The sequence below is a fragment of the Pseudomonas sp. C 49-2 genome, from assembly GCF_003970195.1.
GTDB lineage: Bacteria > Pseudomonadota > Gammaproteobacteria > Pseudomonadales > Pseudomonadaceae > Aquipseudomonas > Aquipseudomonas canadensis.
Genome location: NZ_RXYG01000012.1, coordinates 36,110 through 52,720, shown reverse-complemented (window position 1 = coordinate 52,720; position 16,611 = coordinate 36,110). Strand labels below are relative to the sequence as shown.

Genomic DNA, 16,611 nt, shown 5'->3' with positions numbered 1-16,611 from the left:
ATTCCATGCCTGAAAAGTCATTTATCGTGACGCAGGGCTGGTTTCATCTTCTTTGTAAGCCGAAATCAGCATGTAGATGGCGACCAGCAACAAGTAAACCAGCGTCAGGACAGCCAACCAGAAAACGCCGTATCGGGCCATATACGCGTCAAGGCCAATGACATCCTCAGATACTCGAACCTGTGCCACGCCATCGCTGTAGCCGATGTGTACGTCTTTCTCCCTGAGCGTTTCCAGATCACCTTGAAAATAAACCCAGATCCTGTAGACGCCGTTTTGCACAATCGCCGGAATCTCCACGCTGCTCATCAAATCCGGTTTGAGGGTATCTATGCGTGAATCGTCCCTGATCTGAACGACGCCTTTCGCTGGCAGTTTGACGTGGACCTCCTTGATCACCTTGCTGCCGGTATTCCTGAGCGTGATCACCAGCCTGACAGGGTAATGGTCGGGCCCGCGTTCGAACGGCGCCTCGAATAAAGCCAGATAGGGTGCCTGGCTGAGGTCAACGATCTTATTGATCTGTTCGTGGCTGAGCGCACCGTTGCCGGCATTCTTGATGTCGTCATACAGACGTGTGTACTTGAGGTGTTCAGAAATCGTACCCAAGCGCTCGGTGAATAGACGTGGCGCACTGTCGTATTGGTAGGAAAGATCGGCCTCGAGTTTGTTGTCGTCCTTGAAAACCATATACATGCTCAGGATTGACAGCAGTGCCCCCGGCAAGGCCAGCAGTGTTCCGAATTTTACCCAGCTCAACGTAGCATTTCCCTATTGATTGACTTGACTGTGTCGCTCGCTGGGTGAGCGTGCCAAGTTCCTCTGAGTAGAGCAAGCACCCCGCTCCTGGCGCTGGAGCATCTGCTGGAGACGGGTTAAAAAAATGTGGGAGCGGGCTTGCCCGCGATAGCGGTGTATCAGTACCCGATGTGCTGACTGATACCACGCTATCGCGGGCAAGCCCGCTCCCACAGTTGACCGCGTACTGGCTTTAGTTATTTGGAGACTGGCATGGCGAATTCCGCGCCCTGCTCAATACTTTCCGACCAGCGTTGCATGATCGACTTCTGCTTGGTGTAGAACCGCACACCCTCCGTACCGTATGCATGCATGTCGCCAAACAAGCTCTTCTTCCAACCACCGAAGCCATGCCACGCCATCGGCACCGGGATCGGCACGTTGATGCCGACCATGCCCACTTCGATGCGCCGCGCAAATTCACGGGCGATGTTGCCGTCGCGGGTGAAGCAGCTCACGCCGTTGCCGAACTCGTGATCATTGACCAGTTTGATGGCCTCGGCGAAGTCATTCACACGCACGCAGGCCAGCACCGGGCCGAAGATTTCTTCGCGGTAGATGCTCATTTCTTTGGTCACATGGTCGAACAGCGTCGCGCCCAGCCAGAAGCCGTTTTCCAGGCCTGCTTCAGTGGGCACATAGTCACGCCCATCCAACAGCAATTGTGCGCCAGCCTGCACGCCTTGTTCGATATAGCCGCTGATGCGTTCCAGCGCCGCACGGGACACGATCGGACCCATCTCGGCTTTCAAATCGCGACCGTCGGTGATGCGCAGTTGCTTGGCGCGTTCGGTCAGGGCGGCGATGACTTTGTCGCCCACATCGCCTACCAGCACCGCTACGGAGATGGCCATGCAGCGCTCGCCGGCACTGCCGTAGGCGGCGCCCATCAGGGCATCGACAGTTTTTTCGATATCGGCGTCAGGCATCACCACCATGTGGTTTTTCGCACCACCCAGGCCTTGTACGCGCTTGCCGTTACGGGCGCCGGTTTCGTAGATGTATTGGGCGATCGGGGTAGAGCCAACGAAACTCAGGGCCTTGACGTCCGGGTGTTCGATCAGCGCGTCCACTGACTCCTTATCGCCTTGAACCACGTTGAACACACCTTTTGGCAAGCCGGCTTCACGCAGCAGTTCGGCCATGAACAGCGAGGCGCTTGGGTCGGTCGGGCTTGGCTTGAGGATGAAGGTGTTGCCTGCCGCGATGGCGATCGGGTACATCCACATGGGCACCATCACCGGGAAGTTGAACGGCGTGACACCGGCCACTACGCCCAGGGGCTGGCGCAGGGTCCAGTTGTCCATGCCACGGGAAACCTGATCAGAGTGTTCGCCCTTGAGCAGGTTCGGAATGCCGCAGGCAAATTCGAGGATGTCGATGCCACGGTCAACTTCGCCCTGGGCGTCGGTGAAGACCTTGCCGTGTTCAGCGACGATGATGCGCGCCAGGTCGTCCTTGCGTTCACGCAGCAGATGCAGGTATTCGAACAGCACACGGGCGCGGCGGATCGGCGGCGTGTCGGCCCAACCGGCGAACGCGGCCTGGGCGGCGGCGACGGCTTCGGACACGGTCTGGCGGCTGGCCAGGGCGACGCGTCCGGTCTTTTCGCCGGTGGCCGGGTTGAAGACGTCCTGATAGCGATCATCGCGGGATACGCGCTGGTCGTTGATGTAGTGCTCGATGGTGGTGGTCATGGCAGCAGATCCCAGGTGAGTAGCGATGGGCATCACGATAGGCTTTAGATTTGTTCCAAACCAGAGCATAATCCAGAACTTATTGTCCATACTGGCGAACAATACAATCATGGAAAAGGCTGAGATCGAGGGGCTGTGGACCCATATCCACTGGCTGTCAGTACTGGAGGAGCAAGGCACGTACACCGCCGCCGCCGCACGCCTGGGTGTCAGTAAGTCCGCCGTGAGCCAGCGTATTTCCGACCTGGAAAAGGCCACCGGCACGCGGCTGGTGACGCGCACCACGCGCAGCGTCCGGTTGACCGATGCAGGACTGTCGTTGACTCGCGAAGTGCGCAGCGCTTATGAACAGATCGCCCGCAGCTTCTCGTCAGTGCGCGATTCGGTCGGGGAGATTCGCGGGCTGGTGCGGCTGACAGCGCCTGTCGCGTTTGCCCGTCAGCAACTGGTGCCGCATCTGTCGGAATTTTTGCAGCAGTACCCGCAGGTGCGTATCCAATTGGATGTGTCGGATGCCCTGAGTTCACTGGCCGCCGAGGGCTACGACTTGGCCGTGCGCCACGGTTTCCAAGTGCCGGAAACCCATGTGGCCTGGAAGCTGTGCGACACCGGCTCGGTGCTGGTGGCCACCCAGGATTACCTGCAACGCCACGGCGAACCGCGCGAGCCCGGCGACCTGTCCGCGCATAACTGCCTGTTCTACCCGCGCGGCACCGACCAGCCCGCCTGGACCTTCGAGCGCGGCACTAAAAACGTCGAACGCCTCACCGTGCCGATCTCCGGCAGCTTCGCCACCAATAACAGCGAAGCCTTGCGCGATTCGGCGCTCAACCACCTGGGCATCGCCCTGCTGCCGGATTTCAGCGCCCATGCCGCCCTTTCCAGCGGCAAGTTGGTGCAGGTGCTCAAGGGCTGGATGCTCAAGGGCGCGTTTGCCGATGAGATCTACCTGATCCGGCCGTATTCGCCGCATGTGCCGAAGGCGGTGAGTGTGTTGGTGGAGTTTCTTAAGGGAAAATTGTCGGGTGGGTTCAAGTTCTTTGGGTGACTTAATAAGGCATCGTCATTAAGTTCTTGGATTGGAAGCCATAACCTTGCAGGAAGCTTGCAATGGCTGAAATTTGTTGGCTGGTCAGTGTGGGATTCAAAGAGATGACATTGACTACCTGAACGTCTCCTTCAAAACAGTGCCACTCGACAAGTGCTAAAGAATCAGCCCAGATGTAGCGTGACGGAATGACCTCACCTCCAAATCCAAAAGGTGCCGCTCCCGGGCTGGGGTTAACAATACTGACGAGTAGGTCTGTAGCGATGAAATTTACTGGAATGGCGCGTACCTCATACCACTTGCCAGTTGGAAAAGGTCCATACACATCAACTAACCCTACCGCCAACGAAAGGATCGCAAGCAAGTCGGGGAATCGAACTCTAGGCTGGGTTAATAAAATGTCAGCCTCGTTTGTCGCAGGATTACCACCGTTTACCTTTTGGTAAACCCACCGAAAGTACGCCTTATTTCCATACGGTAAATAAACTCTGAAACCCAGCCCAAGCCCCTTGAGCGTGTTAACAATGTGAGTGGGAAATGCGATAGGTGGAGGATAGGTGCATGACCCATCGCTGATATCCGGGTCATTCCATCCGAGGGATTGAGCCGATGACAATGAAGACAAAGCAGCAAAGACGAGGCCAGCGAATACGGTTTGAAGTTTCATTTTTCTCTCCCTGAGTCTTCCTGAACCTACGGTATCGCCGGAATGCCGTAACCTGTCACATTTGACAGGTCGCTAGACTTTTTCGCGATCATAGGTATGGCTGGCCTGACAGTTGTTGCCCAAGGGATATTGCCAGACGGAACAAAAAGTCCATAATGGACAAATAAGTTCAAAATCTGAGATCCCCATGCCTAGCACACCTCACGTGATCCACCAGGCCCAGGCCCGCGAACTGCTCGCCAAAATCGATGTGCCGCAGATCCTGCGCAAGCTGTTCCATGACCTGGCGGCCGGGCAAGCAGTACAGCCTGCGCAGCAACTGGTGGAGTTCCCGCAAGCGGCTGGCGACTTCATCAATTACCTGGGCGTGCTGGCCGAGGATGGGGTGTACGGGGTCAAGACCTCGCCGTATATCATGCGTGAGCAAGGGCCACTGGTGACCGCATGGACCTTGTTGATGTCAATGCAGACCGGCCAGCCACTGCTGCTGTGCGATGCCGCCGAGTTGACCACGGCACGTACGGCCGCTACGACTGCACTGGCGGTGGATGCGTTGGCGCCTTTAGCCGCGCGGCGTTTGGCGGTTATTGGCAGTGGCAAGGTGGCGCAAGCGCATTTGCACTATGCGAAGGATTTCAGGGATTGGCAGAACATCAGTGTGTATTCGCCAAGCCTGGCCAAGGCGCCCGCCGAGACCATCGAGCAGCTCAAAAGCCTGGACCCACGTGTGGTCATCGCCAAGAGCTGTGATGAGGCGGTAGAAGACGCCGACGTGATCCTGCTGTGCACCTCGTCAGCCGGGCCGGTGCTCGACCCGACGCGCCTGAGCAAACCGGCGTTGATCACTTCCATCAGCACCAACGCCCCGCGCGCCCATGAAGTACCGCCGCAGTCCCTCAACGGCATGCAGGTTTTCTGCGATTATCGCCAGACCACCCCAGGCTCAGCCGGTGAAATGCTGATCGCCGCTGAACAACACGATTGGGACCCGCGCGCTGTGGTCGGCGACCTGCCCGAACTGCTCAGCGACCACGTCCAGCGCCCGTCCTACGACCGCCACGTATTTTTCCGCTCCATCGGCCTGGGCCTGGAAGACATCGCACTGGCCAATGCCCTCTGGAGACAACTATGAGCCACGCAGACTTCATCATCATCGGCGGCGGCATTGCCGGTGCTTCCACGGGGTTCTGGCTGTCGCAGCACGGCAAGGTGATTGTGCTGGAACGCGAAAGCCACCCGGCGTATCACTCCACCGGGCGTTCTGCTGCCCTGTATACCGCCGCTTATGGCACGCCGCAGGTACGCGCGCTGACCCTGGCCAGCCGCGAGTTCTTCGACAACCCGCCGCCAGGCTTTTGCGAACATCCATTGCTCACGCCACGCGGCGAGATGACGGTGGATTTCATTGGCGATGCAGCCGAGTTGAACGCCCAGTACCTGAGTGCCAAGGCCACCGTGGCTCAGGTGGAACTGCTCAGCGCCGACGAAGCCTGTGCGAAACTGCCGATCCTTCGCCGCGAAAAAGTCCACGGGGCGCTGTATGACCCCACCGCCAGCGACATCGATACCGACGCCCTGCACCAGGGCTATCTGCGTGGCATCCGCCGCAACGGCGGCGAAGTGCGCATCGACAGTCATGTGCTCGGTTTGAGCCGCGACGCTGACGGCATCTGGCACGTGCAAACCCAAGACACAACCCATACCGCGCACGTCATCATCAACGCTGCCGGGGCCTGGGCCGACCATATCGGCGGGCTCGCCGGCGCCGCATCTATCGGCTTGCAGCCCAAGCGGCGCTCGGCGTTCATCTTCGCCGGTCCCGAAGGCATCGACAGCCACCATTGGCCAATGCTGGTGGCACTGGACGAATCCTTCTACATGAAACCCGACGCCGGCATGTTCCTCGGCTCACCGGCCAATGCCGATCCAGTGGAACCCCAGGATATCCAGCCCGAAGAACTGGACATCGCCATGGGCATCTACCAGATCGAAGAAGCCACCACCCTGACCATCCGCCGCCCGACCCGTACCTGGGCCGGCCTGCGCAGCTTTGTGCACGACGGTGATCTGCTATCGGGTTTCGACCCGATGATACCGGGCCTGTTTTGGGTTGCGGCACAAGGCGGCTATGGCATCCAGACCTCGCCGGCCATGGGCCAGGCCAGTGCTGCATTGGTGCGTGGCGCGCCGCTGCCGGAGGCTCTGACGCAGTTCGGCCTCGACGCTGGTATGCTCTCCCCTGCCCGCCTGGAGCCCCATTGATGAACACCGCTGAACAAGACAAGGTCATGCAGAACTTCCGTGCGATGGCCGACGCCATCGCCACGCTGTTCTTCCCCCACGCCGAAGCGGTGTTGCATGATCTGCGCTCGCAAAAAGTCGATTACATCGCCAACAATCTGTCCAAGCGCAGCATCGGTGATGACTCGGCGCTGGAGGACATGCTCAGTGATGACGTCAGCGATGTGAACATAGGCCCGTACGAAAAGCTCAACTGGGACGGTCAGAAAATCCGCAGCCTGAGTACCGTGCTGCATGACCACAAAGGTCGTCGGCTGGCGGTGCTGTGCATCAACCTGAATATCTCACTGTTTGAAAATGCCAAGGCGGCGCTGGACCTGTTCCTGTCGCCGAGCAAACTGATCCCGCAACCGGACTCGCTGTTTCGCGATGACTGGCAGGAGCGCATCAATACCTTCCTGCATGCGTGGATGCGCGAGCGCCAGTTGAGCCTGAACCTGCTGACTCGTGACCACAAGCGCGAGCTGGTGCTGGCGCTGCATGCTGAAGGGGCGTTCAAGGGCAAGAGCGCGTCGAACTATGTGGCCAATGTGCTGGGCATGGGGCGGGCGACGGTCTACAAGCATTTGAAGGAATTGAAGGGCTGATCAAGTGGAGGATCAGCCCTTGAGATTAAGCATCAATCGCCGTAGATGTCGGATTTGAAGTATTGCTGCGAGATCTTCTGGTACTCACCACTCGCACGAATGCCATCGATGGCCGCATTCAACTCGCCTACCAACTCGGTATTACCCTTGCGCACCGCAATCCCTGCACCTTCGCCGACGTATTTCGGGTCCTTGAGTTCCGGGCCGACAAACGCATAGCCCTTGCCGCGCGGCATCTGCAAGAAGTCATTCAGGGGAATGGTGTCGGCAAAGATCGCATCCAGCCGTCCGGCCGCCAGGTCCATGTAGATCTCTTCGTTATTGCTGTAGCGCTTGACGTTGATGCCCTTGGGCTCGAACACCTCGGTGGCATACCGGTCGGTGGTGGTGGCGCGCTGTACGCCGATGGTCTTGCCTTTAAGGCTGGCGTATTGGTCATCTACCACGGCGCCTTCCTTCATCACCAGCCGCGATGAGGTGAAGTAATACTTGTGGGTGAAATCCACCGACTTCTTGCGGTCTTCGTTGATGGTCATGGACGACAGGGCCATATCGATTTTCTTCACCTTGAGGGAAGGAATCAGACCGTCGAACTCACCTTCTACCCACACACACTTGACCTTCATCTGCGCGCACAGCGCATTGCCGATGTCGTAGTCGAAGCCGACGATCTTGCCTTCTTCCGTCTTGGACGCGAACGGCGGGTAAGCCGCCTCGATGCCGATGCGCAGGGTTTTCTCGGCGGCCATCAAATGGCTGGAGGCAAGTAGGCCTAGGGTCAGTGCGGTGATAAGGGAGCGCTTCTTCATGGGGGTGTTCTCGCAAGTTGTTGTTGGTTTGGCAAGCCTGAAGAAAGAGATGAAGCCAGTTTTTGTACTTATAATTCCATATTGGACTTTTATGTCTTTATCGTCAATCACCCCGCTTGGCGGTTCAACACCCATGACTTTTTTGCACAACGCAACGGTGTTTTTGAGCGTTCTGCTCTGATTTCTGCGTGCCTATACTCGGTCCAGCCTCTCGGTTCAGCCGAGGGAAAGTCCCACAACAATAATTAAGGACAGCCACCATGACCCAGCCCTTCCTGGCCGCTCGGGATTTTCTGCTCGCTCACCGCACCGACTACGCCACCGCCGTACGGGATTTCCGTTGGCCGCAACTGGGCGAATTCAACTGGGCCCTGGACTATTTCGACGCCATGGCCGAGGGCAATGCGGCGGATGCGCTGTGGATCGTCGAGGAAGACGGCAGCGAGCAGCGCTACAGCTTCCAGCAACTGGCTACGCGCTCCAACCAGGTGGCCAACCACCTGCGCGCCCTCGGCGTGCGCCGGGGTGATCGTGTGTTGTTGATGCTCGGCAATGATGTGGCGTTGTGGGACACCATGCTCGCGGCCTTCAAGATCGGCGCGGTGGTCATCCCTGCCACAGCGTTGTTGAACCCCGATGACCTGCGCGACCGCATCGAGCGCGGGCAAGTTAGTCACCTGGTGGTGGGTGAAGCGCATGTGCACAAGTTCGCCGGGCTGGCGGACGGTTGCAGCCGCGTCTGTGTGGGGTCTGCCCCTGCCGGCTGGGTCGCGCACAATGCAGCCTTTGAACACCCCGAGCAGTTTGAGGCCGAAGGCCGCACCCTGGCCACCGACCCGATGCTGCTGTATTTCACGTCCGGCACCACGTCCAAACCGAAGATGGTGCTGCACAGCCACCAGAGCTACCCCGTCGGCCACCTGTCGACCATGTACTGGATCGGCCTGCAACCGGGCGACCTGCACCTGAATATCTCATCACCGGGTTGGGCCAAACACGCCTGGAGTTGCCTGTTCGCCCCGTGGAATGCCGGCGCGTGCATCTTTATCCATAACGTCGCGCGGTTCAGCGCGCCGGCCTTGCTCAGTGCGTTGGAACGCTACGGCGTGACCAGCCTGTGTGCGCCGCCCACGGTATGGCGCATGCTGATCCAAGAGGATCTCGCCAGCTACAAATCACGCTTGAGCCTGCGCGAACTGGTAGGCGCCGGTGAGCCGCTGAACCCGGAAATCATCGAACAGATCCAGCACGCCTGGGGCTTGCCGCTGCGTGATGGTTTCGGCCAATCGGAAACCACTGCCCTGGTGGGCAACACGCCCGGCCAGGTGCTCAAGCCCGGTTCCATGGGCCGCCCGTTGCCGGGCTATCAGGTTGCGCTGCTCGACCCGGATGGCAATCCTGGTAATGAAGGCGAAGTCGCCCTGCCCCTGGACGTTCGTCCGCTCGGCCTGATGCTCTGTTATGAGGACAGCCCGGAGAAAACCGCCGAGGTCATGCGTGATGGCTACTACCGCACCGGCGACACCGCGCAGATCGACGCCGACGGCTACATCACCTTCGTCGGTCGCGCCGACGATGTGTTCAAGGCCTCCGACTACCGCATCAGCCCATTCGAACTGGAAAGCGCCTTGATCGAACACCCGGCGGTCATGGAAGTGGCCGTGGTGCCGAGCCCCGACCCGGTGCGCCTGGCGGTGCCCAAGGCGTTCCTGATCCTGGCCCACGACGAACCGGGCAGTGCCGAGCTTGCCCGGCACATCCTCGCCTTCGCCCGTGAGCATTTGGCGCCCTACAAACGTGTGCGACGTATCGAATTCGTCACCGAACTGCCCAAGACCATTTCCGGGAAAATTCGTCGGGTAGAACTGCGCCAGATGGAAGTGTTGCGGCGTCAAAGTGACGCTCGGGGTGAGCATGAACACTTCGAGGAGGACTTCGTGCGGCCGACGGCCGAATCCTAGTCGCACAATCCTGTTGAATACTTGCCTGATCCTCCGACTTATCGACTAACGGATAGATAGCCCTTGTGCACTGGTCTAGAGTTCGTCGATAAGCGGCCAGTGCATTGACTATTAAAAAGGCCGCACCTACCGTTGATCAGCAGGTGAGCCATGGAATTACGAATCAACCAAAAGGCCTATCAGGTCGATGCCGACGCGGACACGCCATTGCTGTGGGTGATCCGCGATGACCTGGGCCTGACCGGCACCAAGTACGGCTGCGGCCTGGCCCAGTGCGGCGCCTGTTCGGTGCTGGTGGATGGCAATGTGGTGCGCTCCTGTGTCACGCCGGTTGCCGGGGTGGTCGGGCGGGAAATCACCACCATCGAAGCAATTGAAACCCATGAAGTGGGCAAGCGCGTGGTCGCGACCTGGGTCGAGCATCAGGTGGCGCAATGCGGGTATTGCCAGTCCGGTCAGGTGATGGCGGCCACTGCGCTGCTCAAGCACACCCCCGCGCCCAGCAAGGCGCAGATCGACGCAGCGATGATCAACCTGTGCCGCTGCGGCACCTATAACGCCATACACGCGGCCGTCGACGCCCTGGCCAAACAGGAGGGCGCTTGATGAGCATCCTCAACGAACTGCTGGATGCACCGGTCAACCTATCGCGCCGCCGTTTTCTGGCGAGCACGGCCGTGGGTGCACTGGTCATTGGTTTTGGCCTGCCACTGGGCTCGGGTCGAGTGCAAGCCGCCACCGCCGCTGAACGCGGCACCCAGGTGCCGGCGTTCCTGGAGATTCGCCCCGACGGCACAGTGCGCCTGCTCAGCCCGTTCATGGAAGGCGGACAAGGCACCCACACCGCCATGGCGCAGATCGTCGGCGAAGAACTGGATGCCGACCCCGCCACTTTCATCGTCGAAGCCGCCCCGCCCGGCGAGGCCTATGTGGTGATGGAGAACGGTATGCGCATCACCGGCGGCAGCATGTCGGTGCGCATGAGCTACCCGACCATGCGTCGCCTTGGTGCCCTGGCCCGCGCGATGCTGCTGCAGGCTGGCGCTAAACAATTGGGCGTGCCGGTTGGCGAACTGACCACCCAGCCCGGCCGAGTGGTGCATGCGGCGTCCGGACGTTCGCTGGGTTACGGCGAACTGGCCAGCAGCGCCCTCGACATGCCCGTGCCAGATCCAGCCAGCATCACCCTGCGCGACCCGAGCCAGTTCCGCTGGATCGGCAAGCCGGTCAAGCGCCTGGATGCTTACGACAAATCCACCGGCAAGGCGCTCTACAGCATCGACCTGAAAGTCGACAACATGCTCCACGCGGCGGTACAACATGCGCCACGCCTGGGCATGACCGTCGGCAGCCTGCGCAACCAGCCTCAGGTCGAAGGCATGAAAGGCGTACATTCGGTGCACGTGCTGCCTGGCGCGGTGGCGGTGGTGGCTGAACGTTGGTGGCACGCCAAGCGTGCGGTTGAAGCGATCCAGGTTGACTGGCAGGAAGCGGCCGCCGACTCGACATTGCGCGTCATGCCAGCGGACTTTTCCAGCGACAAGCACTTCGACTTTCTTGCTGCCCAGCAAGGCCCGGTCCGCGACGACGAGAACGAAGGAGACGTCGCCGCCGCGCTGAAAGGTGGCAAGACCCAGCTCGAGGCGACGTATCACAACCAATACCTCAACCACGGCCAACTGGAGCCGCCATCAGCCCTGGCGCGCTTCAATCCGGATGGCAGCCTGGACATCTGGCTGCCCAACCAGGCGCCGGACATGTTCCGCGCCGACATCGCCAAGCGCACCGGCCTCGACCCTGCGCAAATCAACCTGCACTCGCCGCTACTCGGTGGCTTTTTCGGCCGACACTTCCTGTATGACTCGGCCAACCCCTACCCACAGGCCATTGCATTGGCCAAGGCGGTGGGCCGTCCGGTCAAGCTGATCTGGAGTCGCGAAGAAGAGTTCTTGCGCGATGTGCTGCGCCCAGTGGCAGTGGTCAAGTTCCGCGCCGCGCTGGATGACAAAGGCTTGCCGGTCGCCATCGAAGCCGTCAGTGCGACCGAAGGCCCGACCGAAGCCCTCGCTGGCAAACAGGGCGATAAAATCGACCCCACAGCGGTTGAAGGGTTATCGGGCAAGTCCTACGCCATCCCCAACAAACGCATCGCGCAGATCTACGTCAAAGGCGCGCCGATGCTCGGTTACTGGCGCTCGGTGGGCAATTCGCTCAACGACTTTTTCTACGAGTCGTTCCTGGATGAGCTGGCGGACAAGGGCGGGCATGATCCCTATGAGCTGCGCCTGCACCTGCTGCGCGACAACCCACGGCTGACCACCTTGCTGCAAGCGGCGGGTGAACTGTCCGGTGGCTGGAAGCGCGGCCCCTTCACTGCCGAGGATGGCACTCGACGCGCACGTGGCGTGGCCATGGCCTCGCCATTCGGTTCCCACACGGCGGCGATCGCTGAGGTGTCCATCGAGAACGGCAAGGTCAAGGTGCACGATATCTGGCAAGCCATCGACCCCGGCAGCATCGTCAACCCGGCGATTGTCGAGGCCCAGGTCAATGGCGCCGTGGCGTTGGGCTTGTCCCAGACCTTGCTGGAGGAAGCGGTGTACGTGGACGGCAAGCCACGGGCGCGCAACTACGACTTGTATCCGATCCTGGGGCCCGCGCAGATGGCACGGGTGCATGTACGGATAGTCGAGAGTGGCGAAAAGATGGGCGGTATCGGCGAGCCGCCGTTGCCCGCCGTGGCTCCGGCCGTGGCCAACGCGGTGGCGCAATTGACAGGCCAGCGCGTGCGCAGCCTGCCCTTGAGCCGACACACTTTTAGCTGACCTTCAGGAAACGCCCATGAACAACCGTCGATTCGCAAGAACCGCAGGCTGGCTGGTGCTGCCCTGCCTGGTCGCCGCAGGCCTGCTGGCCTGGTACGTTACCCGTGAACCGGCTACGCCGTTCGAACAGGAACAGGCCGCAGCCCACTTCGAGCCCGCCTTGGTCAGCCGTGGCGAGTATGTCGCCCGCCTCAGCGATTGCGTGGCCTGCCACAGTCTGGCGGGCAAGGCGCCGTTCGCGGGGGGCCTGGAAATGGCTACACCGCTGGGGGCGATCCACGCCACCAACATCACACCGGACAAACAGACAGGCATCGGCACTTACAGCCTGGCCGATTTCGACCGTGCGGTGCGCCATGGTGTGGCACCGGGTGGCCGCCGGTTGTACCCGGCCATGCCCTACCCGTCCTACGTGAAACTCAGCGATGACGACATCAAAGCGCTGTACGCGTTCTTCATGCAGGGCATAAAACCGGCCAACCAACCGAATATTCCCAGTGATATTCCCTGGCCGCTGAACATGCGCTGGCCCATCGCCCTGTGGAACGGCGTGTTCGCGCCCACCGCGAATTACGCGGCCAAGCCCAATCAGGACGCCCTGTGGAACCGTGGTGCCTACATCGTCCAAGGCCCCGGCCACTGCGGCAGTTGCCACACGCCCCGCGGCCTGGCCTTCAATGAAAAAGCCCTGGATGAATCTGGCGCGCCGTTCCTTGCCGGCGCCCTGCTCGACGGCTGGTATGCGCCGAGTCTGCGCCAGGACCCTAACACCGGCTTGGGCCGCTGGACCGAGCCGCAGATCGTGCAGTTCCTCAAGACCGGGCGCAACGCCCATGCGGTGGTCTACGGATCGATGACCGAGGCTTTCAACAACTCCACGCAATTCATGCAGGACGAGGACCTGGCGGCCATCGCCCGCTATCTCAAGTCATTGCCCGGCGACCCGCAGCGCGACGGCGCACCCTGGCAGTATCAGGCGGTGGCGGCGGTTCAAGACGCTCCCGGCGCCCACACCTACGCCACTCGCTGCGCCTCTTGCCATGGTCTCGACGGCAAGGGCCAGCCCGAGTGGATGCCGCCCCTGGCCGGCGCCACGTCAGCACTGGCGAAAGAAAGCGCCTCGGCGATCAACATCACCCTCAACGGCTCGCAACGCGTGGTAGCGGCCGGCGTGCCGGATGCCTACCGTATGCCGGCCTTCCGTGAGCAATTGTCCGACGCGGAAATCGCCGATGTACTGAGTTACGTGCGCAGCACCTGGGGCAATAACGGTGGCACGGTGGATGCCAAAGCGGTGGGCAAGTTGCGCGGGCACACTGACCCGGCGAGCAGCAGCCCGATCATCCTGCACATGCGCTGAGTTCAGGGCTTCAGGTTTTTCACGCTGGCAAACGTTGCCTCTCCCCGCGCCTGCTCCAATACGTTCATGGGCGCGGGCGTGGGCAACGCATGCATCACCGGCTTGAGCGCGATGGATCGCTCGCTGTCGGTGACGGAACGCTCGTCGCTGGGCGGCACACCGAAGTACTCGCGGTAGCACTTGGAGAAGTGCGGCGTGGACACAAAGCCGCAGAGCACGGCCAGTTCCACGATGGAAATGGGCGTCTGCTTGAGCAACTGCCGCGCCCGGATCAGCCGCAGCCTGAGGTAGTAGCGCGACGGCGAACAGTGCAGGTATTTCTGGAACATGCGCTCAAGCTGACGACGCGACAACGCGACATACGCAGCCAGCTCATCCAGGTTGATCGGTTCCTCCAGGTTGGCCTCCATCAACGCGACGATTTCCTGCAGCTTGGGCTGCTGGGTGCCGAGCATGTGCTTGAGCGGCACGCGCTGATGGTCCTGCTCGTTGCGGATGCGCTCGTACACAAACATGTCGGAGATGGCCGCCGACAGCTCATGCCCGTGATCACGGCCGATCAGGTGCAGCATCATGTCCAGGGGCGCCGTGCCGCCCGAACTGGTGAGACGGTCGCGGTCGAGGGTAAACAGGCTGGAACTGACCGTCACCCGTGGAAACGCCTCCTGCATGGCCGCCAACCATTCCCAGTGCACGCTGCATTCATAGCCATCCAGCAAACCGGCCCGCGCCAACACAAAGCTACCGGTACAGATACCGCCCAGTCGCTTGGCGTAACGTGCCTGGCTGCGCAACCACTTGACCAGCTCACCCGTCACGGTGCCCTGGATGCCGATGCCACCGCAGACAATCACAATGTCGGCGGACGGCACGCTGAGAATCGAACCGTCCGGCGTGATGGGCACGCCGTCACTGGCCCACACGGGATTGCCGTCCGGGCTCGCGGTGTGCCATTTGTACAGTTCCTGGCCCGAGAGCTGGTTGGCCATGCGCAAGGGCTCGACCGCTGAGGCCAGTGACATCAGGGTGAACTGGTCCAGCAGCAAGAACACGATGCTGCTTACAGGGCGGCCACTCATGGCGGTGAGGCTGCGGCCACTGGTTTTTGCGTGCGTTCGGGCTGCCGCGCGGTGAGCAAGCCGACCAGGGAAATCAGCAGGGCCAGGCCGATGGTCGATGACACTTCAAAACGGTGTTCAGGCGTGACCAGCATCACCGTCAATGCGGCACAGATGAACGCAATGACCAGCCAGGTCAGCCAGGGAAACAGCCACATCTGGAAGGTGAGCGTGACGTTGCGCTGTCGCAGGATCTTGCGCATGCGCAACTGCGACACGGCGATCACCAGGTACACCAGCAAGGCAATGGCGCCCGAACTGGCCAGCAGAAACTGGAACAACCCAGCCGGCGCGAAGTAACTGAACAGGGTCACGCCCGCGCCCAGGATGGTGCTGGCAATCACCGCGGCCCTAGGCACGCTGGCCGCCGAGGTCTTCTTCATCAACGTGGGGGCATCCCCGCGCTTGCCCAGGGAAAACAGCATGCGCGAGGCAATGTAGATGGAGGAATTCATGCAACTGGCCACAGCGATCAACACCACCCCATCAACCAGCAGCTTGGCGTGGGGAATGTTCATCAGCTCCAGGGCGCGCTGATAAGAGCCTACCGAGGCAAGTAACGGGTCATTCCACGGCACTACGGAAATCACCACGAAGATCGACAACAGGTAAAACACACCAATGCGCCACATCACCGAGCGCGTGGCCCGGGCGATATTCTGCGCCGGGTTACTGGACTCGGCCGCCGCGATGGTGACCGCCTCAGTGCCGATAAAACTGAACATGATGGTGATAAAGGCCCCAACCACCGCCGACAGTCCGTTGGGCGCGAAACCGCCGTGTTCCTCCATCAACCGGCTCAACCCACTGACCTCGCGCTCGGGAATCCAGCCCATCAGCACCGCAAAGCCCAAGCCGATGAAGCCGATGATCGCGATCACCTTGGCCATGGCGAACCAGAACTCGAACTCGCCGTACTTGGACACGCTGAACAGATTGGTGACCACCAACAAAAAGATCGACAACAAGGCAAACAGCCAAGCGTCGATCTGCGGGAACCACTGGTTGAGGATATGCCCGGCGGCCAGGGCCTCGATGGGGATCACCAGCACCCAGAACCACCAGTACAACCAACCGATGGTGAAGCCGGCCCAGCGCCCGATGGCCTGGTCGGCATAGGTCGAGAAAGACCCGGTATCGGGGTTGGCCACCGCCATCTCCCCGAGCATGCGCATGACCAGCACCACCAGCGTGCCAGAGAACAGATAAGCCAGCAGCACCGCCGGCCCCGCCGCCGCAATCGCATGCCCGGAACCGACAAACAACCCCGCGCCGATAATGCCTGCAATGGAAAGCATGGTCACATGACGCGGCTTGAAGCCTTGCGCCAACTGGCCGTTGGAATCGTTGGAATTCAGGCTATTCATTGTTTTTGTTGTTCTCGGTGATCGACGTCAAGGTGTACTGACTGAAGAGTCAGGCGATCATCATTTCTTAATG

General features: G+C 60.7%; 15 protein-coding genes. 9 read left to right on the top strand and 6 right to left on the bottom strand.

Annotated features, from left to right (window positions below):
- Positions 1 to 21: 21 nt before the first annotated feature.
- Together EJ576_RS22525 and EJ576_RS22515 are read right to left on the bottom strand one after the other, a co-directional pair.
- Entirely contained in the window at positions 22 to 759 is a 738-nt protein-coding gene (locus EJ576_RS22525) for a hypothetical protein (protein ID WP_158628957.1), read from the bottom strand.
- A gap of 236 nt (positions 760 to 995) precedes the next feature.
- Positions 996 to 2,495, bottom strand: a complete 1,500-nt coding sequence (locus EJ576_RS22515) for a CoA-acylating methylmalonate-semialdehyde dehydrogenase (RefSeq protein WP_122724419.1) — start codon at positions 2,493 to 2,495, stop codon at positions 996 to 998.
- 109 nt (positions 2,496 to 2,604) lie between these two features.
- Between EJ576_RS22515 and EJ576_RS22510 the strand changes: the two genes are divergently transcribed.
- Positions 2,605 to 3,543, top strand: coding sequence for a LysR family transcriptional regulator (locus EJ576_RS22510; protein WP_126571153.1), 939 nt, complete (start codon positions 2,605 to 2,607; stop codon positions 3,541 to 3,543).
- Position 3,544: 1 nt separating this feature from the next.
- Here the strand turns inward: EJ576_RS22510 and EJ576_RS22505 are convergent, their stop codons facing one another.
- A complete protein-coding gene (locus EJ576_RS22505; RefSeq protein WP_122724415.1) occupies positions 3,545 to 4,210 on the bottom strand; it encodes a hypothetical protein in 666 nt (221 codons plus the stop codon).
- A 187-nt stretch (positions 4,211 to 4,397) separates the two neighbouring features.
- Between EJ576_RS22505 and EJ576_RS22500 the strand changes: the two genes are divergently transcribed.
- Genes EJ576_RS22500 through EJ576_RS22490 form a run of 3 tightly spaced genes read left to right on the top strand, consistent with a single transcriptional unit; the run spans position 4,398 to position 7,098 of the window.
- A complete protein-coding gene (locus EJ576_RS22500) occupies positions 4,398 to 5,342 on the top strand; it encodes an ornithine cyclodeaminase family protein (RefSeq protein ID WP_122724413.1) in 945 nt (314 codons plus the stop codon).
- Positions 5,339 to 6,472, top strand: coding sequence for an FAD-binding oxidoreductase (locus EJ576_RS22495; RefSeq protein ID WP_126571152.1), 1,134 nt, complete (start codon positions 5,339 to 5,341; stop codon positions 6,470 to 6,472). Before EJ576_RS22500 ends, EJ576_RS22495 begins: the two co-directional genes overlap by 4 nt.
- A complete protein-coding gene (locus tag EJ576_RS22490) occupies positions 6,472 to 7,098 on the top strand; it encodes a transcriptional regulator (RefSeq protein ID WP_010211240.1) in 627 nt (208 codons plus the stop codon). The genes EJ576_RS22495 and EJ576_RS22490 overlap by 1 nt, the downstream gene beginning before the upstream one ends.
- A gap of 32 nt (positions 7,099 to 7,130) precedes the next feature.
- Here the strand turns inward: EJ576_RS22490 and EJ576_RS22485 are convergent, their stop codons facing one another.
- Positions 7,131 to 7,907: an ABC transporter substrate-binding protein gene (locus EJ576_RS22485; protein ID WP_126571151.1), complete on the bottom strand. Its 777-nt coding sequence runs from the start codon at positions 7,905 to 7,907 to the stop codon at positions 7,131 to 7,133.
- On the opposite strand from EJ576_RS22485, the gene EJ576_RS22480 reads away from it, so the two are divergent.
- From EJ576_RS22480 to EJ576_RS22460, 5 genes are all read left to right on the top strand, one after another.
- Positions 7,906 to 8,088: a hypothetical protein gene (locus EJ576_RS22480; RefSeq protein ID WP_126571150.1), complete on the top strand. Its 183-nt coding sequence runs from the start codon at positions 7,906 to 7,908 to the stop codon at positions 8,086 to 8,088. The genes EJ576_RS22485 and EJ576_RS22480 overlap by 2 nt on opposite strands.
- Positions 8,089 to 8,167: 79 nt before the next feature.
- Positions 8,168 to 9,868, top strand: coding sequence for an AMP-binding protein (locus EJ576_RS22475; RefSeq protein ID WP_126571149.1), 1,701 nt, complete (start codon positions 8,168 to 8,170; stop codon positions 9,866 to 9,868).
- Positions 9,869 to 10,018: 150 nt separating this feature from the next.
- Positions 10,019 to 10,474 (top strand): (2Fe-2S)-binding protein, encoded by a 456-nt coding sequence (locus tag EJ576_RS22470; RefSeq protein WP_122724401.1) that lies wholly within the window; start codon positions 10,019 to 10,021, stop codon positions 10,472 to 10,474.
- Positions 10,474 to 12,693 carry a xanthine dehydrogenase family protein molybdopterin-binding subunit gene (locus EJ576_RS22465; RefSeq protein ID WP_123474136.1) on the top strand — a complete coding sequence of 740 codons (2,220 nt, stop codon included), beginning with the start codon at positions 10,474 to 10,476 and terminating at the stop codon, positions 12,691 to 12,693. The genes EJ576_RS22470 and EJ576_RS22465 overlap by 1 nt, the downstream gene beginning before the upstream one ends.
- 16 nt (positions 12,694 to 12,709) lie before the next feature.
- Positions 12,710 to 14,053 (top strand): cytochrome c, encoded by a 1,344-nt coding sequence (locus EJ576_RS22460; protein WP_126571148.1) that lies wholly within the window; start codon positions 12,710 to 12,712, stop codon positions 14,051 to 14,053.
- 2 nt (positions 14,054 to 14,055) lie between these two features.
- Here EJ576_RS22460 and EJ576_RS22455 read toward each other — a convergent pair whose 3' ends face one another.
- Both EJ576_RS22455 and gabP read right to left on the bottom strand, forming a co-directional pair.
- A complete protein-coding gene (locus EJ576_RS22455; RefSeq protein WP_126571147.1) occupies positions 14,056 to 15,132 on the bottom strand; it encodes a GlxA family transcriptional regulator in 1,077 nt (358 codons plus the stop codon).
- The gene (gabP, locus tag EJ576_RS22450; RefSeq protein ID WP_122724392.1) at positions 15,129 to 16,538 is read right to left on the bottom strand and encodes a GABA permease; all 1,410 of its coding nucleotides are present in this window, start codon (positions 16,536 to 16,538) and stop codon (positions 15,129 to 15,131) included. The genes EJ576_RS22455 and gabP overlap by 4 nt, the downstream gene beginning before the upstream one ends.
- Between the last annotated feature and the right edge of the window lie 73 nt (positions 16,539 to 16,611).